The sequence below is a fragment of the Rhodococcus sp. NPDC059179 genome (assembly GCF_042754885.1).
Taxonomy (GTDB): domain Bacteria; phylum Actinomycetota; class Actinomycetes; order Mycobacteriales; family Mycobacteriaceae; genus Rhodococcus_G.
Genome location: NZ_JBHZBV010000002.1, coordinates 294328 through 320584, shown reverse-complemented (window position 1 = coordinate 320584; position 26257 = coordinate 294328). Strand labels below are relative to the sequence as shown.

Sequence of the window (26257 nt, the reverse complement as noted above, 5' to 3'; positions counted from 1 at the left end):
GGAGGCGGATCGAGGCGATCGATGTGAAAGCGGTGGATTCTTGGTGACCTCAGCTGACGGGGCGACCGGCAGTACGGACGTGGCGATCCTCGAGAAGGTGATCTACGAGGTCAAACGGGTCATCGTCGGTCAAGACCGGCTGGTGGAGCGCATTCTGGTCGGACTCCTCGCGAAGGGGCACGTGCTGCTCGAGGGAGTGCCAGGCGTCGCCAAGACGCTCGCGGTCGAAACCTTCGCCACCGTCGTCGGCGGATCGTTCTCCCGGGTGCAGTTCACCCCGGACCTGGTGCCCACCGACCTGGTCGGCACCCGGATCTACCGGCAGGGCCGGGAGGAGTTCGACACCGAGCTCGGTCCGGTTGTCGCGAACTTCGTGCTCGCCGACGAGATCAACCGGGCGCCCGCGAAGGTCCAGTCGGCGTTGCTCGAGGTGATGGCCGAGCGGCACGTCACCATCGGCGGCAAGACGTTCCCCATGCCGGAGCCGTTCCTGGTGATGGCCACCCAGAACCCGATCGAGAGCGAGGGCGTCTACCAGCTGCCCGAGGCGCAGCGCGACCGCTTCCTGTTCAAGATCCTCGTGGACTACCCGTCCGTCGAGGAGGAGCGCGAGATCGTCTACCGGATGGGTGTGGCGGCCCCCGAGCCGAAGCCGATCCTCGACCCGGCCGAGCTGATCCGCCTGCAGAAGGCCGCGAGCGCGGTCTTCGTCCACCACGCCCTCGTCGACTACGTGGTCCGCGTCATCTCCGCCACCCGCACCCCGGGTGACCTGGGCCTGACCGATGTCGCCGGCTGGATCGCGTACGGCGCCTCGCCGCGTGCGACGCTCGGGATCATCGCCGCCTCGCGCGCCCTCGCGCTGATCCGTGGCCGTGACTACGTGGTGCCGCAGGACGTGCTCGAGGTGATCCCGGACGTGCTCCGGCACCGCCTGGTGCTCTCCTACGACGCCCTCGCGGACGACGTCTCGCCCGACGACGTCATCACCAGGGTGTTGCAGAGCGTCGGGCTCCCGCAGGTCGCGGCCCAGCCGGTCGCCCCGCCGGTGCACGCGCCGAACGGCATGGTTGCCCCGCAGGCGTCCCCGCAGGCGTCCCCGCAGGCGAACGGCACGCCGCAGCAACCGGCCGTCGCCGACCCGACCGCGTCGGTCGGTGGCCAGCAGCGGTGAGCGCCCCGGTTCACGGTGACGGCGGAGCGTTGCCCTCGTTCCGATCGGGCGAGCTGCGCAACCCGGAGCTGTCCGCGGCGCTGCGCACCCTCGAGCTGACGGTGCGCAGGCGGCTCGACGGCGTCCTGCACGGTGAACACCTGGGACTGATCCCGGGTCCTGGTACCGAGTCGGGCGATGCCCGCGAGTACCAGCCCGGCGACGACGTCCGGCAGATGGACTGGTCGGTGACTGCCAGGACCACGCACCCGCACGTGCGGGAGTCGGTCGCCGATCGTGAACTCGAGACGTGGTTGGTGGTGGACCTGTCCGCCAGCCTGGACTTCGGGACCACCGGCGCCGAGAAGCGCGACCTCGCGGTGGCAGCCGCGGCGGCCGTCGCGCACCTCACCAGCGGGGGCGGCAACCGGATCGGCGCCATCGTCGCGACAGGGGAGCGGACCGTGCGTATCCCCGCCCGCGGCGGCAGGCTGCACGCGCAGGCGATGCTCCGGAAGATCGCGACCACCCCGCATGCCCCCGACGGGGTGCGGGGCGACCTGCGCGGCGCGATCGAGTCGCTGCGCCGTCCCCAGCGTCGACGGGGTCTGGCTGTCGTGATCAGTGATTTCCTCGGTCCGATCGACTGGGAGCGGTCGATGCGGGCGGTGTCCGGCCGTCACGACCTGCTGGGAGTCGAGGTGCTCGACCCGCGTGACCTGGAACTGCCGGACGTCGGCGACGTGGTGCTGCACGATCCCGAGTCCGGCCGGACCAGGGAGTTCCACACCAGCCCTGGACTGCGCGCCGACTTCGCGGCCGCTGCCCAGGCGCACCGGCGCGCGGTCGAGCACACCCTGCGCGGCTGCGGGGCGCCCGTCCTTGCGTTGCGTACCGACCGGGACTGGATCGCGGACGTCGTTCGCTTCGTGGCGTCGCGCAGGCACAGCTATGGTGCTCGGGTGAATCGGGTGCCGCGCCAGTGAGCTTCTCGCAGTTCGCGTCTCCGTTGTGGTTGGCCTTTCTGGTCGTGGTGGCCGCGCTGGCGGGCGCGTACGTACTCGTCCAGCGGACACGGCACAAGCACCTGCTCCGGTTCTCCAATCTCGAACTCCTGGAGAAGGTCGCGCCGTCGCGGCCGGGCCGCTACCGGCACGTGCCGACCGCGCTGGTGTTGTGCGGGCTGGTGCTGCTGACGGTGGCGCTCGCAGGCCCGACGTCGGAGAAGCGGGTGCCGCGCAACCGGGCCACCGTGATCATGGTGATCGACGTATCCCTGTCGATGAAGGCCACCGACGTGGAGCCGACCCGGTTCGACGCAGCCAAGGCCGCGGCCAAGGACTTCGCGGACGGACTGACGCCGGGGATCAACCTGGGGCTCGTCGCGTTCGCGGGCACCGCCTCGGTGCTGGTCTCGCCGACCATCAATCGGGAAGAGACCAAGACCGCGATCGACCACCTGAAGCTGAGTGAACGGACGGCGACGGGCGAGGCCATCTTCACCTCGCTGCAGTCGATCGAAACGCTCGGCGCCGTCCTCGGCGGCGGAGACCAGGCGCCGCCCGCCCGGATCGTGCTGCTCTCCGACGGCAAGCAGACCGTTCCCGACGATCCGAATGCCCCGCGCGGCGGCTACACCGCGGCCCAGCAGGCGAAGGAGAAGGGTGTGCCGATCTCGACGATCTCGTTCGGCACCACCTACGGCACGGTCGACATCGAGGGTGACCGGATCCCGGTTCCCGTCGACGACCCGTCGCTGCGCGAGATCGCGAATCTCTCCGGCGGCAGCTTCTTCACGGCGTCCAGCCTCGAGGAGTTGCGCAAGGTCTACGACACCCTCGAGGAGCAGATCGGGTTCGAGACAACCAGGGGCGACGCCAGCAGACCCTGGCTCGTGCTCGGGGTGCTGTGCACCGCGGCCGGCCTCGCGGCGGCTTTGGTTCTGCGCCAACGCCTGCCATGACCCGTCACAATTTCACCGACCAACGCCAACGCGGCGTACCCGAACAGATAGGTTGATCGCATGTCGAACCCCCCTGCGTCCACCACCCCAGTCCCGTCCCGTTCCGTGCTCGTGACCGGAGGCAACCGCGGCATCGGCCTCGCGGTGGCCCAGCGTCTCGCCGCCGACGGTCACAAGGTGGCCGTCACGCACCGCGGTTCCGGGGTGCCGGAGGGGCTGTTCGGCGTGAAGTGCGACGTCACCGACGCGGAGTCGGTGGACCGGGCGTTCTCCGAGGTCGAGGCGCACCAGGGACCGGTGGAGGTGCTCGTCGCGAACGCGGGCATCACTGACGACACGCTGCTCATGCGGATGACCGAGGAGCAGTTCACCCGTGTCATCGACGCCAACCTGACCGGCGCCTTCCGCTGCGCCAAGCGCGCCAACCGGGCCATGCTCAAGGGTCGCTGGGGCCGGATGATCTTCCTGGGCAGCGTGGTCGCCCTTGGCGGTGGCCCCGGTCAGATCAACTATGCGTCTTCGAAGGCAGGCGTCATCGGCATGGCGCGCTCGATCACCCGTGAGCTGGGGTCGCGCTCGATCACCTCCAATGTGGTGGCGCCTGGCTTCATCGAGACCGACATGACCGCGGACCTGTCGGACGACCTGCGCGCGAAGGCGAAGGAGTTCATCCCGCTGCAGCGCCTTGGCAAGGCCGAGGACGTGGCCGCCGTGGTCAGCTTCCTCGCCTCCGAGGACTCCGCCTACGTCTCCGGTGCGGTCATCCCCGTCGACGGCGGCATGGGCATGGGCCACTAGGTCCGCTCGAAACATCACGCACGCAACGACTTTCATTCACAGGAGTAGAAACATGGGCGGACTGCTCGAAGGCAAGACCATCCTCGTCACCGGCATCATCACCGATGCGTCGATCGCATTCCACACCGCGAAGGTCGCACAGGAGCAGGGCGCCAAGGTGATCATTACCGGCATCCCTGAGCGGCTGCGGCTTATCGACCGGATCGCCAAGCGTCTGCCGCAGGAAGTGCCGCCGGCAATCCCGTTGGACGTGACCGACGAGGAGTCCCTCGGCGCGCTCGCCGACAAGGTCAGTGAGCTGGCCCCCGAGGGGGTCGACGGTGTCGTCCACTCGATCGCCTTCGCGCCCAGGACCCTGATGGGACCCGACGCCCTGCCGTTCCTCGAGGGCCCCGGACCCGACGTCGCCAAGGCATTCGAGATCTCCGCGTGGAGCTACGCCTCCCTCGCGCGCGCCGTGTTGCCGGTCATGAACGAGCGCGGCTCGATCGTCGGAATGGACTTCGATCCGCGGACCGCGATGCCGGACTACAACTGGATGGGTGTGGCCAAGGCTGCGCTGGAGTCGGTGAACCGCTACGTCGCACGGGAAGTGGGCTACGCCAAGAAGATCCGCTCCAACCTGGTGGCGGCGGGACCGATCAAGACGCTCGCGGCCAAGGCGATCTCGGGAACGGCGACCGACGACGCCAAGAAGCTGAACATGCTGAACGACTACTGGGACGGCGCATCGCCCATCGGCTGGAACGTCGATGAGCCGGGCGTCGTGGGTACCAGCGTCTGCGCGGTGCTGTCGGACTTCCTGCCTGCCACCACCGGTTCGATCATCTACGTCGACGGCGGCGCAAGCCACAACACTTGGTTCCCTGAGAACTTCATGGGCTGACGCGGTGTACGACGCCCTCCTGCTGCTGTCCTTCGGCGGGCCCGAGAAGCCCGACGACGTCCGCCCGTTCCTGGAGAACGTGACCAGGGGCAGGGGAGTGCCGCCCGAACGCCTCGACGAGGTGGTCGAGCACTACCTGCATTTCGGTGGGGTGTCGCCGATCAATCGGCTGAACCGCGACATCATCGCCGCGGTCGAGGCCGAGTTCGCCGCTGCGGGAATCGAATTGCCGATCTACTTCGGCAATCGTAACTGGCATCCGATGGCCGAGGACACCGTCGCTCGCATGCGCGACGACGGTGTCCGTTCGGCGCTGGTGTTCCCCACCTCGGCGTGGGGTGGGTACTCCGGGTGCAGGCAGTATCACGAGGACATCGAGCGGGCGAGGGCCGCGGTCGGGGTGGACGCGCCGACCCTGGTGAAGCTACGCCAGTACTACGACCATCCGCTGCTGGTGGCGGCGTTCGGTGACGCGATCAGCGCGGCGCGGGAACAGCTTCCGGAGCCCCATCGCGCGGTCGCCCGACTGGTGTTCACCGCGCACTCCGTTCCCGTGTCCGCCGACGCCTCCGCGGGGCCGCCCGCCGACGGTGGTCGCCTCTACAGCAGGCAGGTTGCCGAGGCCGCGCGGCTGTGTGCGTCGGCAGCCGGGGTGGGCGACTACGACCTGGTCTGGCAGTCCCGGTCCGGCCCGCCGCAGGTGCCGTGGCTCGAGCCGGACATCTGCGATCACCTCGACGCCCTCGCCGCGGCAGGCACGGAGGCCGTCATCGTCTGCCCGGTGGGTTTCGTCTCCGACCACCTCGAGGTGATCTGGGACCTGGACACCGAGGCCAAAGACAGGGCCGCCGAGCTCGGGCTGGGCTACGTCCGAGTCGGCACGCCTGGCACCGATCCCCGTTTCGCGCAGCTGGTTTCGGCGCTCGTGGGGGAGCAGCTGGAAGGCCGTGCCCCGCAGCGGCTCGGCACCGAACCGCTGTACGGGGCGGGCGCGAACGGCGCCCTGTGCGCCTCGCGATGCTGCGAACCGGCGGGACGGCCAAGCCGCTGACCGGTCGGCCACTGGCTGGCACTGAGAAGTCCGCGTCACCCTGCCCTGGCGGTAAGCAGCACCGCGCTCGCGGCGTCGGCGCCGAGGCGGTACTCGCCGCCGACAGCCGGAACGGACTCCGCCGCGGCAGGAGTGAACGTGCCGTCCGCCGCCACCGCGGCCCCGGCGAAGGTGGTGCCGTCCGTGGACTCCGGCGCGCCACCGGTGAGCCGCTGGGCGCTCGCCGTCCCGGACGCACCCTCGATCCTCACGGTGACGTCGGCGGCGGCGCCGCGCTCGAGGTTGTCGACCATGACCTTCACGGTGCCGTCGGACATGCGTACCGCCAGAGCGGAGACGTGCTTGCCGTCGGAATCGACGGTGGTGGGCAGGATCTGACCGCCCACGAGCTGGCTGACGGCGAGCGCGGCGTAATAGTTCGGGTTGGGCCGGGCCTGGCCGGCGGCGCGCGCGGCGTCGTCAGGGAAGCAGAAGAGCGGGTAGCTCTCGCAGTCGTTGGGTTGCATGTGCAGGTTGACTCCGGTGACGCCCTCGCGTGCGGCAGTCATCAGGTAGTCCACGGTCCACAGCGCCGCGCCGAAGGTGTTCGTCACTCCGGGCCGCCCTTCCTTGGCCACCGAGTTGGTTTCCGCCAGGCGCGGTTGCAAGCCGGCCTTCGCGGCCCTGCCGACGAGATTGCGGATGAACGACGTCTGCCGGTCCGAGGTGTCCCGGGACATCAGCTTGTCTGTCGTCGGCAGGCCGCCGAGGGCGTCGGAGCTGCCGCCGGACAGGCCGACGCGTGCGGTGTTGACGAAGGGGTAGTAGTGCTGGTTGAGGAAACGGCTCTCCGCCCCGAACCGGTCGATGTACGTGTCGAGCCACGGGCCGACCAGGCTGGCCGTGATGACCGGGTCGACCAGTGGACTGCCCAGTCCCGCGCCGGCGGTGTTGGGGCCCTCGACCACCACTCCGGGCGCGGCTGCGGCGATGGCATCACGGTACCTGCGGGCATCGTCCGCGTAGCTGCCCGGCAGGTACGGCTTGCGTTCGCCCGAGCCAAGGGCGGGGGCGAGGAGGTAGAAGTTGGGTTCGTTGCCGATCTGCACCGACCGCAAAGAGGACCCGATGCGGTCTCTGGCGGCGCGGACCTGGTCGGCGGCGGCCGCCGGGTCGAAGTGCGCGAGATTCACGCCCAGGTCGACGCTCCACCCAATGTCCTGGGCCAGCGCGCCCACCCTGGACAGGTCGTCCGGAGTGACCCGCTGGCCCTTGGCCCACGCCGGCAGCGGTGAGGTGGGGTCCGGTGTCCAGGCGGTGTTGTCCACCTGGTTCGCGCTGAACCGAAGGTTGCCGTGACCGAGGTTGCCGATCAGCGTCGAGACGTTCCCCGAACCCGGTGCCAGCCACAGCTCGTGCATCAGGTTGGCCTCGAAGGACAGACCCAGGAAATCGGCGGGGACGGTGCGACCTGGCTTGCTCGCGTCGACGACGACGGTCACCGCGGTGGGTGCTTCGGCGGCGGCGGGTCCCGCCGAAACGGCCAGCGGGAGGGTCGCGGCGATCAGGACGACTGCGGCGCGGCGGGGTCGATCGGTCTGCCTGGACATCGGGTGGAGGTCTCCTCGGCTACGTCGGTGCCGTGCCCGCGTCGCGGGGCCTCGGAACGTGTTCACTACGGACGGTTTCGCACGGTAGCCGTTCTCCTCCGGTCGCGAGCGTGGTTGGGCGTAAGCGATTGGGGCCGCCTACCTTCGCGGGATTGTTGGTGCGCGGAGCCGCGCAGGCCGGGCACTACGACGCCAGTCGAAGGCGTTGGAGCGCGCCGACAATCTCCCGGCGCTCACCAGCAGGCAGCAGCGGCAGTCGGACGTTCGGGGTGGATATCCGGCCCTGGGCATGCAGAACGGCCTTGATGACGGTGGGGTTGGGATCGCTCATGAGCGCGCATGCGGGCCCCACGAGTCGGTTCCCCAGTGCCCGTGCCTGCGTGGCTCTTCCGCTGCGCCATAGCTCAAACAGTTCGACGAACTCGGGCGCGCACACATTCGCGGTCGCCAGGATCGCTCCCGCCGCACCCAGCGCCAGCAGCGGCGAGACCAGCGCGTCTTCCCCGGCAAGGAACGCGAACGACGACGCCATCTCTGCGAGTAGCCGCGCGGTGTCGGTGTCCACCGAGCCGACCGCCTGCTTGATGCCGACAATCTGCGGATGCTCCGACAGGCGCACAATGGACTCCCAGCCCAGGTGCTGGCCGGTGCGGTACGGAACGTTGTACATGATCAGCGGGAGCGGGCTGCGCTCGGCGACATACTCGAAGTGCGCCACGACCCCTGCCTCGGACGGGCGTGTGTAGTACGGGACCACGACCAGTGCACCCGCGACATCGGCCTCCGTGTTCAGCTCCTCGATGGCGCGCACGGTGCCTGCCGTGTCGTTGGAGCCTGCCCCGACCATCAGTGGGACACCGTGTTCGCGGCACACCCTGCTGCAGATCTGTACGACAACTCGGCGTTCCCGTGGGCTCAGCGTGGACGGCTCCGCGGTGGTGCCCAACGCGACGATCCCGGCCGCTCCCTCCTCGATCACGTTGTGTGCGAGGCGTTCCAGGTCGGTGACCGCGAGGTCGCCACCGTCCGTGAAGGGCGTGACGAGTGGGACGAAGATTCCTGACGGGTGGAAGGTCATGCGCCAAGTCTCACCGCCGACCTAGCCAAGATCCAGTTACCATTTGTGACGTTTTACGTAAGCTGATCTGATGCTCGATCTTCGCAAGCTCAGACTCCTACGCGAGCTCGCCCATCGAGGCACCATTGCGGCGGTCGCGGAGGCACTCTCGTACACGCCCTCGGCGGTGTCGCAACAGATCGCGGCCCTCGAACGCGAGGCCGGTCGGACGCTGTTGACGCGGACGGGGCGCCGGGTGAGCCTCACGCCGGCCGCGGCGGTGCTCGTCGAGCACACCGAGGTGCTTCTCGCCGACCTGGAACGAGCGGAAGCCGCGCTCGCCGCGACCGAGACCGGCCTGTCGGGAACGGTTCGTCTGGGGGCATTTCCTACCGCGCTGCGGACGGTCGTGCTCCCCGCAATGCTGGCAATCGGCCGCGCCGAACGGGACTTGGAGGTGACGGTGACCGAGGTCGATCCCGCCGCCGTACCCGATCTGCTTCGCGGAGGTCAGCTGGACATCGCGTTGGTTCATGAATATGACAACGTCCCCTCCGCGATGGGGCCGGGCATCGAGCTCGAGCCGATTCTGGATGAGGTCGTCTACCTGGCCTCGTCCGCGGCGCCGGAAGCGGCCGACATGGCGGTGGTCCGCAGCCACGCGGGAAGCCGCTGGATCGTGGGCAACCCCGGCACTCTCTGCCACACCATGGCCGTGCGCACCTGTCAGTCCCAAGGCTTCGAACCGCGGATAGCCCATCGGGTCGATGACTTCGCGACGGTCCTCCGACTCGTCGCTGCGGGAGCAGGCGTGGCCTTGGTTCCCCAGCTCGGGGCGACCGACGTCCCGGCAGGGGTGGTGCTCACGGCCCTTCCGATCGGCAGGCGGACCCGGATCGCCTACCGACACGGAAGTCGGTCCAGGCCGGCATTCGCCGCCGTGAATGCCGAACTGCATCGTGCTGCCCGGTCCTTTCGCGGCACCCGTCACGGACCAAGCGGCAACCTCTAGCCGGAGATCTGTTGCAGGGTCCAGCTGTTGCCGTCCGGGTCGGTGAATCCGGCGTACGACACGGTCGGCTTGCCGGGGGCGCCCATCTCCTCGACCTCACCCATCTCCACGCCGCGGTCTGCGAGTTCGGCTCGCGCGCCGTGGATGTCGTCGACGACAAGGTGCAGGCCCTTCACCGAACCGGGGTGGGTGTCGACGATGCCGATGCCGAAACAGATGGAGCAGGCCGACCCGGGCGGGGTCAGCTGCACGACGCGGAACTGATCACCCGCGCTGTGGTCGTGGTCGAGGGTGAAACCGGCCTTGTCGATGTAGAAGGCCTTCGCGTGATCGACGTCGGCGACGGGAAGCGGCACGAGCTGGAGTTTCAGGTCCACGATTGTCTGTCCTCTCCTCGGTTGCATGGGAACGCCACCGAGGATCTTCCTCCCGGGCGGGTGCTGCCGCAGGGTGAACGGCGGGTCGGACTCGCTACACCCGAGGACTCGACGCGCGGACGGTCGCTGCGACCGCGCCGAGCCGCGCGGCCCTGATCGCCGACCACAGTGGTCGCAGGGTCTCCTCCCGCGCGGCCGCGCCCGCCGCGGTCTGCGCACGGACACCGCCCTCGCCTGCCACCGTGAGGATCGCGGCCACCTGGTCGGCGGTGTCGAAGATGCGCAGCGCGCGAGCCGGGGTGGATTCCGGGTAGCTGTGGTGCGAGAACTCCTCGAGAGTCTCAGCGATCCGGGCGCGGGGGTCGCCGTCGTCGGCGGAGAACCCGCCTCGCATCGAGGTGAGAGTCTCGGCGGCGTCGCGGACAGCCCGGCGCATCTCGAACTCGGCCTCACCGAGCCCGATCTGTTCCACGGCCTGCGGGATGGCCGGGACCGGAAACACGGTCCAGCGCAGCACATCCGGACCCTCCACGGTCGGCACGATGCCGACTCCGGGCCTGCCAGGCACGCCGATCAGGATGCCCTCCTCGGCGTGGATGGCTGCGCCGGCGAAGTCGGTTCCGGTGGGCAGCCCGCGAACATCGCCAGGCGCGGGCAACACGAGGGTGAGCTGCGTGTCCGGGTCTAGGGCGCTGAGCTGGCGGGCAATGCGGAGCAACACGATCGGCCCGTTGTCCTGGAGTTGCGGCCAAGGCAGCTCCCACCGCAGCGCGGCCTCGGCGTCGGCCGCGCCGATCAGGTGCATGGGCGCCCAGGACTGCACGGCGTCGATGACGTCGTCCGGGGAGCTGGAGCCGGCGAGCCAGGATGCGGCCCACACGGTCAGGGTGGTGCTGGGACAGGACACGGTATTCCAGCATATGTCGGCGTGGCGGGCGGCGACGAACCAATCCGGTGTCCTAGCGTTGGCGCCCGTGAGTGCACGCGACATGTACGGCGGAAACATCTTCTCCGGCCACACCCGCAGTCGGGCGCCCGAGTATCCGAAGGTCCCCGCCGACAGGGGGCTGGTGGTCGAAGACGCGGCGACCGGGTACTGCGGCGCCGTGGTCGGTATGGAGAAGACCTACGACGGTGACTTCGTCCGGCTCGAGGACGGTCGCGGGCAAACCCGGCTGTTCGCGATGCGGACAGCTGCCTTCCTGATCGACGGTAAGACCGTCACGCTGATCAGGCCGACCGCGGCGAAGAAGCCCGCAGCCGCCACCAGGTCCGCCTCCGGGTCGACCAGGGTCGAGGGCCTGAAGGCGCGCACCGCCCTGCCGAGCCGGATCTGGGTGGAGGGCATTCACGACGCGGCGCTCGTCGAGCGGGTCTGGGGCCATGACCTGCGGGTCGAGGGCGTCGTCGTCGAGCATCTGGAGGGACTGGACAACCTCACCGACCGGCTGGCCGAGTTCGAACCCGGACCTGGCCGCCGGGTCGGTGTGCTCGCCGACCACCTCGTCGAGGGCTCGAAGGAGTCTCGGATGACGCAGAACCTGGGACCGCACGTGCTGGTGACCGGGCATCCGTACATCGACGTGTGGGAGGCGGTGCGACCCAAGGCGGTGGGCATCGCGGCCTGGCCGAAGATCCCGCGCGGGCAGGACTGGAAGACGGGCATCTGCCGCGAGCTGGGCTGGGGCACCCCGCAGGACGGGTGGCGCCGCGTCTACGGCGCCGTGTCCAGCTTCCGCGACCTCGAGGCGCCGCTGATCGGCGCGGTCGAGCGGCTGGTCGATTTCGTCACCGCCGCCGACTGAGTGAACTCTGGTTAGATGGTGTTGTGGCAGCATTGATCTGGCTGATAGCAGGAGTATTGCTGGCCGCCGCCGAGGTGATGACGGGTGACTTCTTCCTCCTCATGCTGGCCGGCGGGGCCCTCACAGCGGCCGGGTTCAGTGCGGTCACCGATGTGCCGGTGTGGATCGACGCGGTGGTGTTCGGCGTCGTCTCACTCGCGCTCGTGCTTGGGGTCCGGCCCGCGTTGTTGCGCCGCTTCGCGAAGCCGCCGCTGCTGTCGACCAATGCAGAGGCGCTGCCGGGCAAGCGCGCGCTGGTACTCGAGGAGGTCGCCGAGCACGCGGGCCAGATCAAGCTCGACGGCGAGGTGTGGACCGCGCGTCCGCTCGACAGCTCCGAGGTGTACCCGCCCGGAACGACAGTGACCGTGATGGAGATCGACGGCGCGACCGCCGTCGTATGGAGGGGACCGTAGATGGCCGCACTGATTGTTCTCGCCGTGATCGTCGTGCTGGTGGTGATCGTGGTGGCGAAGTCCGTCGCCCTGGTCCCGCAGGCGGAGGCGGCCGTCATCGAGCGGCTCGGCCGCTACGTCAAGACGGTGTCCGGTCAGCTCACCTTCCTGGTCCCGTTCGTGGACAGGATCCGCGCCAAGGTGGACCTGCGCGAGCGGGTGGTGTCCTTCGCGCCGCAGCCGGTGATCACCCAGGACAACCTCACGCTGAACATCGACACCGTCGTCTACTTCCAGGTGACCAATCCGCAGGCCGCGGTGTACGAGATCAACAACTACATCGTCGGCGTGGAGCAGCTCACCACCACGACGCTGCGCAACGTGGTCGGCGGCATGACGCTGGAGGAGACGCTCACCTCGCGCGACTCGATCAACGGACAACTCCGCGGAGTGCTCGACGAGGCCACCGGGCGCTGGGGGCTGCGGGTCGCCCGCGTCGAGCTCAAGAGCATCGATCCGCCGCCGTCGATCCAGGAGTCGATGGAGAAGCAGATGAAGGCGGACCGCGAGAAGCGGGCCACCATCCTCACCGCCGAGGGGCATCGCGAATCCGCGATCAAGACCGCCGAGGGCGACAAGCAGAGCCGGATCCTCGCGGCCGAGGGCGCGAAGCAGGCCTCGATCCTCACCGCGGAGGGCGAGCGGCAGTCCCGCATCCTGCGCGCACAGGGTGAGCGGGCCGCGAAGTACCTACAGGCACAGGGGCAGGCGAAGGCGATCGAGAAGGTGTTCGCAGCCATCAAGGCGGGCAAGCCCACGCCGGAACTGCTTGCCTACCAATATCTTCAGACCCTGCCGCAGATGGCCCAGGGGGACGCGAACAAGGTGTGGCTGGTGCCGAGCGACTTCGGCGACGCGCTCAAGGGTTTCGCGCGGACCCTCGGCGCGCCCGGCGAGGACGGCGTGTTCCGATACGAGCCCAGCAAGGGCGAGGAGGATCTGTCCAAGCCGGAGGACGATTCGGCTGAGGTCGCCGACTGGTTCGAGACGAAGTCCGACCCGGCCGTCGCGCGCGCGGTCGCCGCGGCGGAAGCGGTTGCGCGCCAACCGGTTGACACCTCGCTGGTGCCCGAGCGCTCACTCGAACAGCCGGAGACCCCGCAGTTGATGAGGTCAGAGGCACCGGGAGAACAGTTGCCTTAGCAGGGAGTTTGCGTTGGTCCAACGGGGTCACCCTGTCGGTGGGGGTCACGCATCGCTGGGAATAGGACGCAGTTCGTCGGCAGAGGTGCTAGCGTGCATCGAGTGTCGAGTATTTCGAGCCGAATTGCGTATGTTGTCCTCGCGGGGATTGAAGACGAGTTCCGGGCAATTGTAGATAACTACGTGGGGGATGAGGCCCCGGCTGCAATTCTTGGTGACTCTCTTATGGAGAACGCCATGGAACGCAGGCGTCGCGACGGAATGATGACGAATCCGCACAGTATCGGGCAGTTGCTCCCATACTTGGATTTCCAAGATGGCTATGATCTTGCCAATAGGATTGGAGATCGGCTTCCTTCAGAGCTGTCGGTTGGTCTTCGCAAGCTTGCTCAGCAGGTCGCGCAGGTGGTTGCCGTCAGAAATAGGGTTGCTCATAATCGGCCGCTTGAGGTTGATGACTTGGCGCTAGTCCTCGATCTCTCCAAGGACCTGATTGGATTGGGCGGATGGGATTGGGGAAAGTTAACCGCAACTCGTACCGAAATTCGGGATGATCCCGGGTATATATTTCGCGTATCGGCGAGCTTGATTATTGATCCAGATACCGCCGTCGCGAACAATCTTCCTGCGCCAGACTTTGATGAGACGTCGCTCCTCGGTCGGAAGGAAGAGCGTCGGAAGCTTCTGAAAGCTCTTAGGGGTGCGTGGCCGGTAATATCAATCCTGGGGGATGGCGGTATTGGAAAGACTGCACTCGCACTCCAGGTCTGCTACGACATTGTTGAGCAGTCGGACTGCCCCTTCGAGGCTGTAGTCTGGGTATCTGCAAAGAATGCGCAGTTGACTTCGACTGAAATCGTTCGAATTGAGTCTGCGGTGGAGGATTCGCTCGGTCTCTTCGCTAGTGCCACGGCTGAACTCGGAGGTTCCGGTAGTTCTGAGAACGCCATCGACGAACTGATTGGGGTTCTGGAGAGTTTTCCTACCTTGCTGGTTTTGGATAATGTGGAAACAGTACTCGATGAATCGTTTCCAAGATTTCTGCGCGAGATTCCAACAGGTAGTAAGGTGCTCATTACCTCTCGAATCGGGGTAAAGACGGAGAATCCATTCAAGTTGTCCGGCCTGTCAGAAGACGATGCGGCTAATCTGATGCGCATACTTGCGAGGTCGCGAGGATTTGATCTGTCGGCGATTGCAACACCCGGAGATCTGACGGTTTGGGCTAAGCGTATGAACTGTCACCCGGCCTACATCAAATGGTTCATTTCCGGGTTGCAGGCGGGGCAAATGCCGGAAAAGTTGCTCAATGATAATGGTCTGGTTTTGGACTTCTGTATGTCCAATGTGTTCGACTATCTTAGCGCGACGGCAAAGGCCGCTCTAAGTGCAATGCTGGTCGTTCCTGGGTCGCATACGATGGCTGAGCTGGCATTTCTTACCGAACTGGATTCTGCGACGATTCAACAGGTTGTTCTGGATCTCACGACTACCAATTTCGTGACTCAGGTACGAAGTGGCGCATCCGGTACCGCACTCGAGTTAAGTGACTTCGCTCGTTCATATCTGCGTCGAACCCTCAGCGTCGACCCGATCGAGCGTAGGGCAATCACCGATAAGCAAAAGCAGCTATACGTGTTGGGCGGTGGCTTGCAGGCTGCTCACGCTCTGGATCCTTACGCTACCGATACCATTGATATTCGGGGTGCTGGCGACTATTCGGCGGCCAAGCAATTGCGAGATGCACTTGATCTGGCTTCGCAGGGAAAGGTGGATGAGGGTCTTCAATTGTGCTTCGAGGCGGCTGAGTTGGCACCGGGATATCATGAAGCAGCCCGGGTGGAAGCTTGTCTTCACGAACTCGCAATCAATTTTGGAGAAGCCTTCGAGTCATATTCGCGCGCTAGAGATCTTGCGCCCGAAGATTCACATATCGCGTACTTCTTCGGAAATTTTCTGGTCAAATCTGGATTTGATCCAGCCTTCGGAATTCGTGAACTGCAGCGAGCTGTGAATATCGATCCAAATTCTTCACATTTGCAGCTTGCAATTGCGGATGCGCATCTCGAGGTAGGTGACTTTCGGCTTGCGATGGATGCGGCGGCCTACGCCGTGACTGCCTCTGGTGCGAGTGCAGGACGAAGGGATAGTGTCTATGTGCTCTGGCGTGCCTGTGCGCTACAGATTCGGGAGTTGGTATCGAATCAGGATTGGGCGCAGGTCGCTGAGGATATGGAATTTGCGCTATTGTCCTGCGCGGATATTCATGATGACGAATTTGTGACAGCGACCCTTGATCTCATGCTGTGGGTCCAGGACTCATCCATGGCGGGGGCATTGGAGTCGTCAGATAATTTCATCGCAAAACGAATAGTCGGGCTGGTGGGCCAGATTCGGGCGAAACGTGAAGACGCCGATTCTGCGCATGTGGACAGGCGAGTTGGATATGTGGAGAGTTTGGCCGCTGACCGGGGTTTCGGGTTCCTGCGTTCGGGGGAATCTCGATTTTTCTTTCACGCACGTAGTTTGTGGGATCGTAGGCAGTTCGATGATTTGGTCCTCAACTCTGTTCTTGTATTCACGCCAGGGGCACTTCCGGCGTCTGGAAATCCTGAGGCATCATCGGTCGATTGGGTAGGATAATCAGAGTAGGAGGAATTGCTCGCATCATCTGATGCCGACTTCGGGATCCTATGCAACTCGAATTGGATATCCCGGATGGTGGCCCAGCGGTCTTGGTCGCGACACTTGGCGGGGAAACTTGACTTTTCGTCGAGTTTTTGCGGATTGTACCGCTGCGGCGGATTGGGATTGGCTGTAGGCAGATATTCAGTGCCGCACTAGGCGGCGATGCCTTTAGGTGATGAGCGCCTTTGCGACCCCGCACACCGCGACCGACCACAGCACGCTGGTGAAGGTGCCGATGATGAACTGTTCGGACGCGTGGGGTTCGCGCAGTTCCGGGTAACGCGCCAGGCCCTTGACCGCGAGCACGACCGCAAGGCCCTCGGGCCAGCCGGCCAGGATCGACACCGCGACGGCCGCGCGTTCGAGTACGCCGATGATCCGGCCGCCGCGCAGTGGTCCCTCACCGACGACGCGAGGAGCGGGCATGACCTTGTCCGGCGTGGGCCCCGCGTCGTCCTGACGCTTGGCGATGCGAAATGCGGCGCGCACCAACGGCGCTCCGCCGGTAGCTGCGGCCAGCACGGCGAGCACCAGGGTGGCGCCCAGCGCGAACCCCTTGACCGGATCGCTCGCTGCGGCGGCGAGCGCGGCGCCGCCGAGAGCGAGCGTCGCGACGGTCGGGCTGATCCACAGCCGGATCCGGCCGCTCGCCAGCGCGACGGGGGACAGGGCGGCGAGACCGAGCAGGATCAGGGCCAGTGTGGTCATCGAGCAGCCTCCTGGAGCAGTCGCTGGGCGAGGGTGCGTCCGGCGGTCTCCGCCTGCCATCCGGCCACGGCCAACCGTTGCGAGATGGCCTGTTTGCTGATGCCGAGCCGCTGCGCGGCCTGCGCTTGGGTGAGGCCGTCCCGCATCGCGGCCACCGCGTCCCGGCCCTGCTCGGAGCGCCTCGACACCAGCAGCGCCACCAGCATCAGCGCGGTTTCCGCGTCGGCGGCGGCCGCCGGGTCCGGGCCGGTGACGGCGATCGAGCCGGGCAGGTTCTTGGCGCGGTCGACCGCGTCGCGGGCCGCCTCGAAGGCCTGCCCGCGGCCTGCGCGCGTGCTGGCGGGCAGGGGGCTCTCGACGGGGCCGAGGCCTATCCCGACGCTCCAGTGGCCGCGTGCCGCCAACTCGAGCGCGAGATCCACGACGGCGTCGGCCCGGTCCGCGATGGCCTGCACCTCGTCGCCCGCGGTGCGTTCGAACGGGCGAACCAGCGGTGCGTCGGCGAACTCCCGCAGTACCGGATCGACGCGGTCGACGTCGCGGCGGCTGGCCCGCTGGTCGACCGTCATGACGAACATTGGTCAAGGTTAGAAACTGGATTGATCAAAGTCAAGGATCATCACTTGACTGTTAATAATCTAGTCTGCAACCTTGACGTCGTTCGGTTCGGCCGCGGCGGGCACTCCCAGTCGCGCGTCGACCACCAGGCCCAGTACCCCGACGGCGATGCAGACCCCGGACACCACGAGGAGTGCCGGGTTGGTATCGCCGCCGATGGCGTTGCCGAGCACCACCACGCCGACGGTGCCGGGCAGCACCCCGGCCAGGGTGGCGAGCAGGTACGGCAGGAGCCGGACGGACGACACGCCGCTGCAGTAGTTGACCACCGAGAACGGAACCGGGGCGATCAGCCGGAGCGAGCCGACGGCCAGCCAGCCGCGGCGGGCGAGTCGGTCGTCGATGGACTGGATCGCCGGGTGCGTCATCCGGGACGCGAACGCGTCGCGGCCGACGGCACGCACCAGCAGGAGCGCCAGCACCGCGCTGACGGTGGTCGCCGCGACGGCGATCAGGATCCCGGTCGCGGCGCCGAACAGCACGCCCGCGCTGAGGGTGAAGAAGGTGCGCGGGATCGGGGCGACCGTGATGAGGGCATGCGCCGCGAAGAACGCGAGCGGGAACGCGGGACCGATGGACCGCGCCCATTCCCGGACCTGCTCGACGGACGGGTGCGGGACGATCAGCGCGGCGGCCAACAGCGCCGCGAGGATCAGCAGCGCCGCGATCAGCTTTGGATCACGAAGGCGCCTGGTCACGTTCGCCAAGGATACCCGTGGCGCCGTGGGTTGCCGGATCGTCCGGCGTGGCGCGACGGCAGGTGACGGTCGCGACCCCGTATTCGCGTCCGTCGGCGTCCGTGCAGGTGACGCGCGTCACGACCACCCGGCGCCCGGCCCGCAGCACCTCGGCCTCGAAGACGGCAGGGCGGTCGAGCGGCACGGTCCGGAAGAAGTTGATCCGCAGCGAACTGGTGTCCATTGCTCTCGTGGACCCGGCGCCAGCGGACCCGGCCGCGGCCGCATTACCCGCCAGGTCGTACGCGCAGGCCTGTACGCCGCCGTGCATGGCGCCGATCGAGTTCGCCAGCGACCGGTTCGGCGGCACTGTCAGCCGCGCCCCTCGGTCGGTCCGCTCGAGGCTGCCGCCGATCATCTCCAGCGGCGGTATCGGCGCAGGCCCGGACTCGTCGAGGGGTTCGAGCGGCAGATCGGTGCGGGACGGGTCGACGTCATCGATGAAGTTGCCCCAGGCGGTGCCGGTCGCGACCAGCCCGCCCGCGGCGTCGAACACCCGCACCGAGCTCATCCCGCCGTCCTCGCCGAGGGTCTCGAGCCTGCCCTCCGCGGTCAGCCGCGGTCCGGCCCAGCCGGTCGGGCGGACGAAGTCGACGGACAGGTCGGCGCTGACCAGTCCGGCCCGTTCGCCGCGACGCTCGAACATGGTGAAGCCGAGGCAGTCGTCGAGCAGCACCCCGAGGGCCGCGGTCCGGCCGTGCGAGACGGGCGTGCCCAGGTCCATCGTCATCCGGTTCACATCTCCGGCGCGGGTCGCCGGACTGACCCGGAACAGGGCCTGCGGCGTTGTCCGCTCGGCGCCCGTCCGGACGTTCGCAATGCTCATGGCTGGAGGTTACCGAACGGTAGGTGATCCAGGCGATAGTGCCCGAAAGCGTGCGGCTAGCATCACAGAAACAATGACTGTGTCCGAATATGGAGAGGAAGCAGACACCGTGTCACAAGCTCCTGTGTCTCACGCTTCACAGGCCGAGGACGCTGCGCGCGACTACGCGAAGTGGCAGAAGGCTGTGGCCGCGGTGCTGGCGAAGGCCCGTAAGGTCGACGTGGCTGAATTGCCCGCCGAGCCGGAACGGCTGCTCGACACCACCACCTACGACGGTGTGACCATCGCACCCCTGTACACGCGGCGCGACGAGAACCCCGAAACCGCACTCCCGGGTGTGTTCCCCTTCATCCGAGGCCGCGACGCCCACCGTGACGTGAACCGCGGCTGGCTCGTCAGCGCCAGTTTCGGTGCAGGAGAAGCGGATCCGAAGGCGGTCAACCAGACGATCCTGGATGGGCTCGACAACGGCATCAGCGCGATCTGGCTCAGCGCAGGCGGCGCCAATGTGCCCGCAGCGGCGGTCGGTCAGGCCCTGGACGGAGTGCTGCTCGACCTCGCGCCGCTGACCCTCGATGCGGGCGCCGAGACGGCCACCGCGGCGGAGGCGGTGCTCACCCTGCTCGACGAGCGCGCGGCCGCGGGTGACGGCGTCACGGATCGCTCCTCGGTCACCATCAGCCTCGGTGCCGCGCCGCTGACCAGTGGCTTCTCCGGTCGCGGCGACGTCGACCTCGCCGCCGCGGTCGCGCTGGCACAGGCCGCGGCCGGCCGGGACGAGACGGTTCGCGCGATCACCGTCGACGGCACCGCGTTCCACAACGCCGGAGCGGGCGACGCCGAGGAGCTCGGTGCGTCCATCGCGGCCGGACTGGAGTACCTGCGCGCCCTCAGTGGTGCGGGTATCACGATCTCGGCGGCTCTTGGCCAGATCGAGTTCCGGTTCTCCGCCACCGACGATCAGTTCCAGACCATCGCGAAGTTCCGCGCGGCGCGGCAGCTCTGGGCCCGCATCGCGCAGGTCTGCGGCGCCTCCGAGTTCGGCGGTGCGCCGCAGCACGCCGTCACCTCCGCCGCCATGATGACCCAGCGTGACCCGTGGGTGAACATGCTCCGCACCACGCTCGCCGCGTTCGGTGCGGGTGTCGGCGGGGCCGACGCGGTGACCGTGCTGCCCTTCGACGTGGCGGTGCCCGAGGGCGCGCTGGAGACGTCGAAGTCGTTCGCGGCCCGCATCGCCCGCAACACGCAGCTGCTGCTGCTCGAGGAGTCCCACCTCGGCCGGGTGCTCGATCCCGGCGCCGGATCCTGGTACGTCGAGGACCTCACCGCCGCCATCGCGGCAGGCGCGTGGGAGTTCTTCCAGCAGATCGAGGCCGACGGTGGCTACGCGGCGGCCATCGAGTCGGGTCTGATCGCCGACCGGGTCGCGGTCACCCGCGCCGCCAGGGAATCCGACATCGCCCACCGCAAGACCGCGCTGACCGGTGTCAACGAGTTCCCGAACCTCGACGAGAAGCCGTTGCCCCTCGATGCCGAGTCGCCGCTGGCCGACGTCGCCCGCTACGCGGCGGCCTTCGAGGCGTTGCGGGACCGGTCGGACAAGTACCTGGCGGACAACGGTTCCCGGCCGAGGGTGTTCCTCGCCGCGCTCGGACCCGTCGCCGAGCACAACGGCCGCACCACCTTCGCGTCGAACCTGCTCGCGTCCGGCGGCATCGAGGCGGTGAACCCGGGCACGCTGGATCTGGCCACCGTGGCAGGCATCGTGCGCGAGGCGAGCACCACGGTCGCAGTGCTCTGCGGCACGGACAAGCGCTATGTCGCGGACGGTGTGCCGGCGGTGGACGCGTTGCGCGCCGCAGGCATCAGTACGGTGCTGCTGGCCGGTCCGGAGAAGACCTTTGCCGAGGCGGAAGGCCAGGACCGTCCCGACGGATTCCTCACCGCCCGCATTGATGCAGTGTCGGCCCTGTCCGATCTGCTCGACACCCTGGGAGTGAAATGACCACCCGCGAGGACTCGGCGAGCGGAGCGACGGGGAATCGCGTCCGCCACGTGATCGGCAGCTTCGCCGACGTGCCGCTGACGGACCCGGATTTCCCCGCGCCGCAGGCGCCGACAGCCGAGCAGGTTGCCGCGCACGTCGCCGAGGCGGCGGCCGCGAACAACTACACCGCCGAGCAGGTGGTGTGGTCGACCCCCGAGGGCATCGACGTCAAGCCGGTCTACACCCAGGCCGATCGCGACGCGGCCGAGGCGCAGGGCTACCCGATCGACAGCTTCCCGGGCGCGGCGCCGTTCCTGCGCGGGCCCTACCCGACGATGTACGTCAACCAGCCGTGGACGATCCGTCAGTACGCCGGCTTCTCCACCGCGGCCGAGTCGAACGCCTTCTACCGCCGCAACCTCGCGGCCGGGCAGAAGGGGCTGTCGGTCGCCTTCGACCTGGCGACCCATCGCGGCTACGACTCCGACCATCCGCGCGTCCAGGGTGACGTCGGCATGGCCGGTGTGGCAATCGATTCCATCCTCGACATGCGTCAGCTGTTCGACGGAATCGACCTGTCGCAGGTGTCGGTGTCGATGACGATGAACGGCGCTGTGCTGCCGATCCTCGCGCTCTACGTTGCCGCGGCGGCAGAGCAGGGCGTCACGCCGGACAAGCTGGCCGGAACCATTCAGAACGACATTCTGAAGGAGTTCATGGTTCGCAACACCTACATCTATCCGCCCAAGCCGTCCATGCGGATCATCTCCGACATCTTCGCGTACGCCAGCGCCGAGATGCCGAAGTACAACTCGATCTCCATCTCCGGCTACCACATTCAGGAAGCCGGCGCGACGGCCGACCTCGAGTTGGCCTACACGCTTGCCGACGGGGTCGAGTACATCCGGGCCGGGCTCGCCGCAGGCATGGACATCGACGCCTTCGCGCCGCGACTGTCCTTCTTCTGGGCGATCGGCATGAACTTCTTCATGGAGGTCGCGAAGCTTCGTGCCGGCCGCCTGCTGTGGGCCGAACTGGTTGCCAAGTTCGATCCCAAGAGCAGCAAGTCGCTGTCGCTGCGCACGCATTCGCAGACCTCGGGCTGGTCGCTGACCGCGCAGGACGTGTTCAACAACGTCGGTCGTACCTGCGTCGAGGCGATGGCCGCGACCCAGGGGCACACCCAGTCGCTGCACACGAACGCACTCGACGAGGCGATCGCGCTGCCGACCGACTTCTCGGCTCGTATCGCCCGCAACACCCAGCTACTGCTGCAGCAGGAGTCGGGCACCACCCGGCCGATCGACCCGTGGGGCGGCTCGCACTACGTCGAGTGGCTGACCAACGAGCTCGCGAACCGTGCCCGCGCGCACATCGCCGAGGTCGAGGCGGCGGGCGGCATGGCGCAGGCCATCGGCGAGGGCATCCCGAAGCTCCGCATCGAGGAGGCCGCGGCTCGCACCCAGGCCCGCATCGACTCCGGTCGCCAGCCGCTGATCGGCGTCAACAAGTACGTGCCGGACGAGCCGGACAGCATCGAGGTGCTCAAGGTCGACAACTCGAAGGTGCGTGCCGAGCAGCTCGCCAAGCTCGAGCGGTTGCGGGCCGAACGGGATGAGGAGGCGACGCAGGCAGCGCTTGCGAACCTCACCCGGGCCGCCGCAAGCGCCGAGGGCGGCATGGAGAACAACCTGCTCGCGCTCGCCGTCGACGCGGCCCGCGCCATGGCGACGGTCGGGGAGATCTCCGACGCGCTGGAGAAGGTGTACGGGCGTCACCAGGCCGAGATCCGGACCATCAGTGGTGTGTACCGGGACGAGGCCGGAAAGGCGGAGAACATCGCCACCGCAACGGAACTCGTCGAAGCCTTCGCCGAGGCGGAGGGCCGTCGCCCCCGCATCCTGGTCGCCAAGATGGGGCAGGACGGACACGACCGAGGACAGAAGGTGATCGCCACGGCGTTCGCGGACCTCGGATTCGACGTCGACGTGGGACCGCTGTTCCAGACCCCCGACGAGGTGGCCAACCAGGCCGCCGATGCCGACGTGCACGTGGTCGGTGTCTCCTCCCTGGCCGCCGGGCACCTCACGCTGGTGCCCGCGCTCCGGGAGGCGCTCGCCGCGGTTGGCCGACCCGACATCATGGTCGTGGTCGGTGGTGTCATCCCGCCCGGCGACTTCGACGAGCTGTACCAGGCCGGTGCGGCCGCGATCTTCCCGCCGGGCACGGTGATCGCCGATGCGGCCACCGGTCTGCTGGAGAAGCTGGCCACGCAACTGGGGCACGATCTGAGTGCCAGCTGAGCGGCCTGCCCTCGATCTGACGGCTCTCGGCGATGCTGTGCTCGCGAACGAGCGCGCGCAGCTCGCCAAGGCCATCACCCTGGTCGAGTCGACCAGGGCCGACCACCGGGAGCAGGCGCAGCAGTTGCTGCTGCGCCTGCTCCCGCACGCGGGCGGCGCGATCCGCGTCGGCATCACCGGCGTTCCCGGGGTGGGCAAGTCGACCACCATCGAGGCCCTCGGCATGCACCTGCTCGAGCTGGGACACAAGGTGGCGGTGCTGGCCGTCGACCCGTCCTCGACCCGCACCGGCGGTTCGATCCTGGGCGACAAGACGCGGATGCAGCGGCTGTCGGTGGAACCGAACGCCTTCATCCGGCCGTCCCCGACCTCGGGGACGCTCGGCGGCGTGGCGAAGGCCACCCGGGAGACCATCGTGCTGCTCGAGGCCGCAGGCTACGACGTGATCCTGGTCGAGACCGTCGGCGTCGGCCAGTCCGAGGTGACGGTGGCGAACATGGTGGACACCTTCACCTTCCTCACCCTCGCCCGCACCGGTGATCAGCTGCAGGGCATCAAGAAGGGCGTACTCGAGCTCGCCGACATCGTCACGGTGAACAAGGCCGACGGCAAGCATCAGATCGAGGCCAAGGCCGCCGCGCGTGAGCTCGCAGGCGCCCTGCGGCTCATCTACCCGCACGACGCGCTGTGGAAGCCGCCGGTGCTGACCATGAGCGCACTGGAAAATGTTGGGGTGGACAAGTTCTGGGACACGGTGCTCCTGCACCGCAAGGTGCTCGGCGACGCGGGGGAGCTGGAGGCCAAGCGTCATCAGCAGCAGGTGGACTGGACCTGGTCGATGGTGCACGACCAGCTGCTGCGCCGGCTCGAGACCGACACCCAGGTCAAGGCGATCCGGCAGGGCGTCGAGCAGCGGGTGCGCGACGGCTCCCTGACAGCGGCGCTGGCCGCGCACCAGATCCTGGATGCGTTCGACACATAGCGGCTACGCCGCCTGTGCGTGATTTGTACCCCTCGAGGGGTACAAATCACGCACAGGCGCGTCAGCGCTGCAGGGTGGTCGCGACCAGGTCGTGACCGAGGTCGAACTCGATCCCGTCGGGGTTGCTGAGCCCGGGGCCGGTGTACCAGGTGCTGTCCGCCTCCGGGTGCGGGCCGACCACCCCCACCCGGCCCGCGCCGTACCCGGCGATCATCGCGGCGACAGCCCCTGTCTGGTACCGCGCGAGGACCGTGTCGCCGCTGCCGGGAGTGAACAGCGGGCCGTCCTGGAAGAACATGTGCCGTCGCTCATCGCGCCAGTCGATCTCGAGGACGGTGCTGTCCGTGTCGTCGACCTCGGCGTCTTCGGTGTCGATGTACCGGCCGACTTCCCCTGCGAGGAGACCGAATCCGTGATCGGCGCCCGCCAGGTAGGCGCCAAGGCAGAATCCGAGGTAGTTGCCGCCGCCGCGGACGAATGCGCGGATGTCGTCGGTGTGCGCGCGCATCCGGCGCCATGCCGGACCGACCGTGCCGCCGCCGGGCTGCGCATAGACGACCGCATGGGACAGCGATTCCGCGGTGAGTTGGACCTGTTCGTCCGGCCCGCAGAACACGGCCCGCAGCGGTGATGGCGCGGTCTCGAGCAGGTGCGCGACGGCCTCGGGGCAGCCGGGGCTGGCCGCGGGGCCGCGGTACACCAGTGCCAGTGGCCGGTCGTCCGGTCGTTCCCGGAGCAGGCCGTAGCCGGTGAGGCCGGCCGCGAGTCCGATGGATCCCGCCCCGATCAGGAACCCGCGCCTGCCGACCGGCCTGGTCCACACCCTGCTCACGCGGCCGGCCCGACGTCGTTGCCGCCGCGGTTCACACGGTTCTCGGTGTACCGGCGGACCCGGGTGGTCACGGCGGTCACCAGGCCCTCGAGCGGTCCCCGGCCTGCGGTGGCGTGCCAGGCGAGGGCGAGGGCCGACATCGTCACCACCTGGCGGACATAGCCGGAGACCGGCTCGTACATGTCGAAGTCCGAGTTCACGAACATGATGTGCCCGACGTAGACGGTGAGCGACAGCGTGCCCACCGCGGCGAGCGGTGCGTACACCACCCGGATCACGCCGGACCAGAACGGCTGTGCGACATGGCCGAGCAGCAGCGCGGCCCCGAGGACCGCGAGGGAACTGCCGATCGTCGCCATCAGGTCGAGCGGAGTCCCGGTGTGGGGGCCGTTGACCGCGAGCCACCACCAGGTGCCGGTGGGCACGGTGCCGTCGGCGCCGAAGATCAGTATCTCGGTCACGGTCTCCGCCTCGGCGGCCCGTTGGATGCTCGCGAATCCGCCGAAGGCGTGCAGCGCCGCCCAGGACAACGCGGCCGAACAGATCATCAGCGCCGTCCCGGTGGCGAGCAGGCGCGTCGCGGTCCGCATCGAGGACAGCGTCAGCCTGCCGACCACCAGTCCCGTGCTCAGGTATGCCATCCAGACGACGGCCGGATATTCGCCGGTGAGGGTGAGGGTCCACAGCACGTCCAGCGGCTGCCGGAGGACCGCGCTGAAGGACAGCTGCTCGAGAATCGGATCGGGCAACCCGGTACGAACCGCGTGGCTCAACACCGGTGCCAGCACGCCCGTCGCGATCGCGACGCCGACAAGCGTCCGGGTGCCGAGGTAGATCAGCGGCACCGCAAGGACGAACATCACCGCGTAGTAGGTCAGGATCACGGTGCCGTACTCGGGATCGGTGTATCCGAGTAGCAGTCCGATCAGTCCGATCACCACGGCCCTTGCGAGCAGGGAGGCCGCGATGCCCGTCGAGCGCGCGCCCCGCTTCCGTTGCCTGCGTCCGGAGATGAACGCGATGCTGACGCCCGCGAGCACCGCGAAGATCGCCGCGGAGCGCCCGGCGGCGAGCGAGAACGTCCAGGTGGGGCGGCCGGAGTCGGTGATGCTTTCGAGAGAGTGCACGGCCACCATCCCGAGGATCGCGAGTCCGCGGGTGACGTCGACACCGATCAGTCGGGACGAAGGCCCGCGTCCGGGCCTGGCGGGGGCGGCGGGTGCGTGGTCGACTCTGTGACTCATG

General features: G+C 67.8%; 24 protein-coding genes. 14 read left to right on the top strand and 10 right to left on the bottom strand.

Going from position 1 to position 26257, the window contains the following annotated elements; translation table 11 throughout:
• Positions 1 to 40: 40 nt before the first annotated feature.
• The 6 genes from ACFXMV_RS06415 to ACFXMV_RS06390 are packed head-to-tail and all read left to right on the top strand — an operon-like array spanning position 41 to position 5851.
• A complete protein-coding gene (locus ACFXMV_RS06415; RefSeq protein ID WP_378498977.1) occupies positions 41 to 1174 on the top strand; it encodes an AAA family ATPase in 1134 nt (377 codons plus the stop codon).
• A complete protein-coding gene (locus ACFXMV_RS06410) occupies positions 1171 to 2139 on the top strand; it encodes a DUF58 domain-containing protein (RefSeq protein ID WP_378498976.1) in 969 nt (322 codons plus the stop codon). Before ACFXMV_RS06415 ends, ACFXMV_RS06410 begins: the two co-directional genes overlap by 4 nt.
• Positions 2136 to 3116, top strand: coding sequence for a VWA domain-containing protein (locus ACFXMV_RS06405; protein WP_378498975.1), 981 nt, complete (start codon positions 2136 to 2138; stop codon positions 3114 to 3116). The genes ACFXMV_RS06410 and ACFXMV_RS06405 overlap by 4 nt, the downstream gene beginning before the upstream one ends.
• Positions 3117 to 3176: 60 nt before the next feature.
• Complete coding sequence (gene fabG1 / locus ACFXMV_RS06400) at positions 3177 to 3914, top strand: 3-oxoacyl-ACP reductase FabG1 (protein ID WP_378498974.1); 738 nt, start codon at positions 3177 to 3179, stop codon at positions 3912 to 3914.
• Positions 3915 to 3966: 52 nt separating this feature from the next.
• Positions 3967 to 4800, top strand: coding sequence for an NADH-dependent enoyl-ACP reductase InhA (inhA, locus tag ACFXMV_RS06395; protein ID WP_378502774.1), 834 nt, complete (start codon positions 3967 to 3969; stop codon positions 4798 to 4800).
• Positions 4801 to 4804: 4 nt separating this feature from the next.
• Positions 4805 to 5851, top strand: a complete 1047-nt coding sequence (locus ACFXMV_RS06390; protein WP_378498972.1) for a ferrochelatase — start codon at positions 4805 to 4807, stop codon at positions 5849 to 5851.
• 35 nt (positions 5852 to 5886) lie between these two features.
• On the opposite strand, the gene ACFXMV_RS06385 is transcribed toward ACFXMV_RS06390, so the two are convergent.
• Positions 5887 to 7440 carry a hypothetical protein gene (locus ACFXMV_RS06385; RefSeq protein WP_378498971.1) on the bottom strand — a complete coding sequence of 518 codons (1554 nt, stop codon included), beginning with the start codon at positions 7438 to 7440 and terminating at the stop codon, positions 5887 to 5889.
• 184 nt (positions 7441 to 7624) lie between these two features.
• Positions 7625 to 8518 (bottom strand): 4-hydroxy-tetrahydrodipicolinate synthase, encoded by an 894-nt coding sequence (dapA, locus tag ACFXMV_RS06380; RefSeq protein ID WP_378498970.1) that lies wholly within the window; start codon positions 8516 to 8518, stop codon positions 7625 to 7627.
• Between the two features lie 70 nt (positions 8519 to 8588).
• On the opposite strand from dapA, the gene ACFXMV_RS06375 reads away from it, so the two are divergent.
• Positions 8589 to 9509: a LysR family transcriptional regulator gene (locus ACFXMV_RS06375; protein WP_378498969.1), complete on the top strand. Its 921-nt coding sequence runs from the start codon at positions 8589 to 8591 to the stop codon at positions 9507 to 9509.
• On the opposite strand, the gene ACFXMV_RS06370 is transcribed toward ACFXMV_RS06375, so the two are convergent.
• Positions 9506 to 9886: a VOC family protein gene (locus ACFXMV_RS06370; RefSeq protein ID WP_378498968.1), complete on the bottom strand. Its 381-nt coding sequence runs from the start codon at positions 9884 to 9886 to the stop codon at positions 9506 to 9508. The two genes, ACFXMV_RS06375 and ACFXMV_RS06370, sit on opposite strands and share 4 nt — an antisense overlap.
• Positions 9887 to 9980: 94 nt before the next feature.
• On the bottom strand, positions 9981 to 10793 hold the full coding sequence (locus tag ACFXMV_RS06365) for a hypothetical protein (RefSeq protein WP_378498967.1): 813 nt from the start codon (positions 10791 to 10793) through the stop codon (positions 9981 to 9983).
• Between the two features lie 67 nt (positions 10794 to 10860).
• On the opposite strand from ACFXMV_RS06365, the gene ACFXMV_RS06360 reads away from it, so the two are divergent.
• The 4 genes from ACFXMV_RS06360 to ACFXMV_RS06345 all read left to right on the top strand — a co-directional run bounded on the left by ACFXMV_RS06360 (position 10861) and on the right by ACFXMV_RS06345 (position 15971).
• Positions 10861 to 11691 (top strand): DUF3097 domain-containing protein, encoded by an 831-nt coding sequence (locus tag ACFXMV_RS06360; protein ID WP_378498966.1) that lies wholly within the window; start codon positions 10861 to 10863, stop codon positions 11689 to 11691.
• A 23-nt stretch (positions 11692 to 11714) separates the two neighbouring features.
• Positions 11715 to 12146, top strand: a complete 432-nt coding sequence (locus ACFXMV_RS06355) for an NfeD family protein (RefSeq protein WP_378498965.1) — start codon at positions 11715 to 11717, stop codon at positions 12144 to 12146.
• Positions 12147 to 13328: an SPFH domain-containing protein gene (locus tag ACFXMV_RS06350; protein ID WP_378498964.1), complete on the top strand. Its 1182-nt coding sequence runs from the start codon at positions 12147 to 12149 to the stop codon at positions 13326 to 13328.
• Between the two features lie 102 nt (positions 13329 to 13430).
• The gene (locus tag ACFXMV_RS06345) at positions 13431 to 15971 is read left to right on the top strand and encodes an NB-ARC domain-containing protein (protein ID WP_378502773.1); all 2541 of its coding nucleotides are present in this window, start codon (positions 13431 to 13433) and stop codon (positions 15969 to 15971) included.
• 213 nt (positions 15972 to 16184) lie between these two features.
• On the opposite strand, the gene ACFXMV_RS06340 is transcribed toward ACFXMV_RS06345, so the two are convergent.
• The 4 genes from ACFXMV_RS06340 to ACFXMV_RS06325 are packed head-to-tail and all read right to left on the bottom strand — an operon-like array spanning position 16185 to position 18905.
• Positions 16185 to 16724 carry a hypothetical protein gene (locus ACFXMV_RS06340; RefSeq protein WP_378502202.1) on the bottom strand — a complete coding sequence of 180 codons (540 nt, stop codon included), beginning with the start codon at positions 16722 to 16724 and terminating at the stop codon, positions 16185 to 16187.
• On the bottom strand, positions 16721 to 17302 hold the full coding sequence (locus ACFXMV_RS06335) for a hypothetical protein (RefSeq protein WP_378502203.1): 582 nt from the start codon (positions 17300 to 17302) through the stop codon (positions 16721 to 16723). The genes ACFXMV_RS06340 and ACFXMV_RS06335 overlap by 4 nt, the downstream gene beginning before the upstream one ends.
• Positions 17303 to 17362: 60 nt before the next feature.
• Positions 17363 to 18040 (bottom strand): TVP38/TMEM64 family protein, encoded by a 678-nt coding sequence (locus ACFXMV_RS06330; RefSeq protein ID WP_378502772.1) that lies wholly within the window; start codon positions 18038 to 18040, stop codon positions 17363 to 17365.
• Positions 18021 to 18905, bottom strand: a complete 885-nt coding sequence (locus ACFXMV_RS06325) for a PaaI family thioesterase (protein WP_378501770.1) — start codon at positions 18903 to 18905, stop codon at positions 18021 to 18023. The genes ACFXMV_RS06330 and ACFXMV_RS06325 overlap by 20 nt, the downstream gene beginning before the upstream one ends.
• Positions 18906 to 19029: 124 nt before the next feature.
• Between ACFXMV_RS06325 and mutA the strand changes: the two genes are divergently transcribed.
• From mutA to meaB, 3 genes are read left to right on the top strand one after another with little or no spacing between them, the layout of a single operon-like run.
• Positions 19030 to 20913 (top strand): methylmalonyl-CoA mutase small subunit, encoded by a 1884-nt coding sequence (mutA, locus tag ACFXMV_RS06320; protein WP_378501771.1) that lies wholly within the window; start codon positions 19030 to 19032, stop codon positions 20911 to 20913.
• A complete protein-coding gene (gene scpA, locus ACFXMV_RS06315) occupies positions 20910 to 23198 on the top strand; it encodes a methylmalonyl-CoA mutase (protein WP_378502771.1) in 2289 nt (762 codons plus the stop codon). Before mutA ends, scpA begins: the two co-directional genes overlap by 4 nt.
• The gene (meaB, locus tag ACFXMV_RS06310; protein ID WP_378502770.1) at positions 23188 to 24180 is read left to right on the top strand and encodes a methylmalonyl Co-A mutase-associated GTPase MeaB; all 993 of its coding nucleotides are present in this window, start codon (positions 23188 to 23190) and stop codon (positions 24178 to 24180) included. Before scpA ends, meaB begins: the two co-directional genes overlap by 11 nt.
• Positions 24181 to 24241: 61 nt before the next feature.
• Here meaB and ACFXMV_RS06305 read toward each other — a convergent pair whose 3' ends face one another.
• Positions 24242 to 25012: a BPL-N domain-containing protein gene (locus ACFXMV_RS06305; protein WP_378502769.1), complete on the bottom strand. Its 771-nt coding sequence runs from the start codon at positions 25010 to 25012 to the stop codon at positions 24242 to 24244.
• Positions 25009 to 26256, bottom strand: coding sequence for a heparan-alpha-glucosaminide N-acetyltransferase domain-containing protein (locus ACFXMV_RS06300; RefSeq protein ID WP_378499421.1), 1248 nt, complete (start codon positions 26254 to 26256; stop codon positions 25009 to 25011). The genes ACFXMV_RS06305 and ACFXMV_RS06300 overlap by 4 nt, the downstream gene beginning before the upstream one ends.
• Position 26257 lies beyond the last annotated feature (1 nt).

Coding starts and splice junctions, on each gene's coding strand:
- fabG1 (WP_378498974.1), top strand. CDS start 3,177: ATGTCGAACCCCCCTGCGTCCACCACCCCAGTCCCGTCCCGTTCCGTG.
- inhA (WP_378502774.1), top strand. CDS start 3,967: ATGGGCGGACTGCTCGAAGGCAAGACCATCCTCGTCACCGGCATCATC.
- ACFXMV_RS06385 (WP_378498971.1), bottom strand. CDS start 7,440: ATGTCCAGGCAGACCGATCGACCCCGCCGCGCCGCAGTCGTCCTGATC.
- dapA (WP_378498970.1), bottom strand. CDS start 8,518: ATGACCTTCCACCCGTCAGGAATCTTCGTCCCACTCGTCACGCCCTTC.
- ACFXMV_RS06375 (WP_378498969.1), top strand. CDS start 8,589: ATGCTCGATCTTCGCAAGCTCAGACTCCTACGCGAGCTCGCCCATCGA.
- ACFXMV_RS06350 (WP_378498964.1), top strand. CDS start 12,147: ATGGCCGCACTGATTGTTCTCGCCGTGATCGTCGTGCTGGTGGTGATC.
- ACFXMV_RS06340 (WP_378502202.1), bottom strand. CDS start 16,724: ATGACCACACTGGCCCTGATCCTGCTCGGTCTCGCCGCCCTGTCCCCC.
- ACFXMV_RS06335 (WP_378502203.1), bottom strand. CDS start 17,302: ATGTTCGTCATGACGGTCGACCAGCGGGCCAGCCGCCGCGACGTCGAC.
- ACFXMV_RS06325 (WP_378501770.1), bottom strand. CDS start 18,905: ATGAGCATTGCGAACGTCCGGACGGGCGCCGAGCGGACAACGCCGCAG.
- scpA (WP_378502771.1), top strand. CDS start 20,910: ATGACCACCCGCGAGGACTCGGCGAGCGGAGCGACGGGGAATCGCGTC.
- ACFXMV_RS06300 (WP_378499421.1), bottom strand. CDS start 26,256: ATGAGTCACAGAGTCGACCACGCACCCGCCGCCCCCGCCAGGCCCGGA.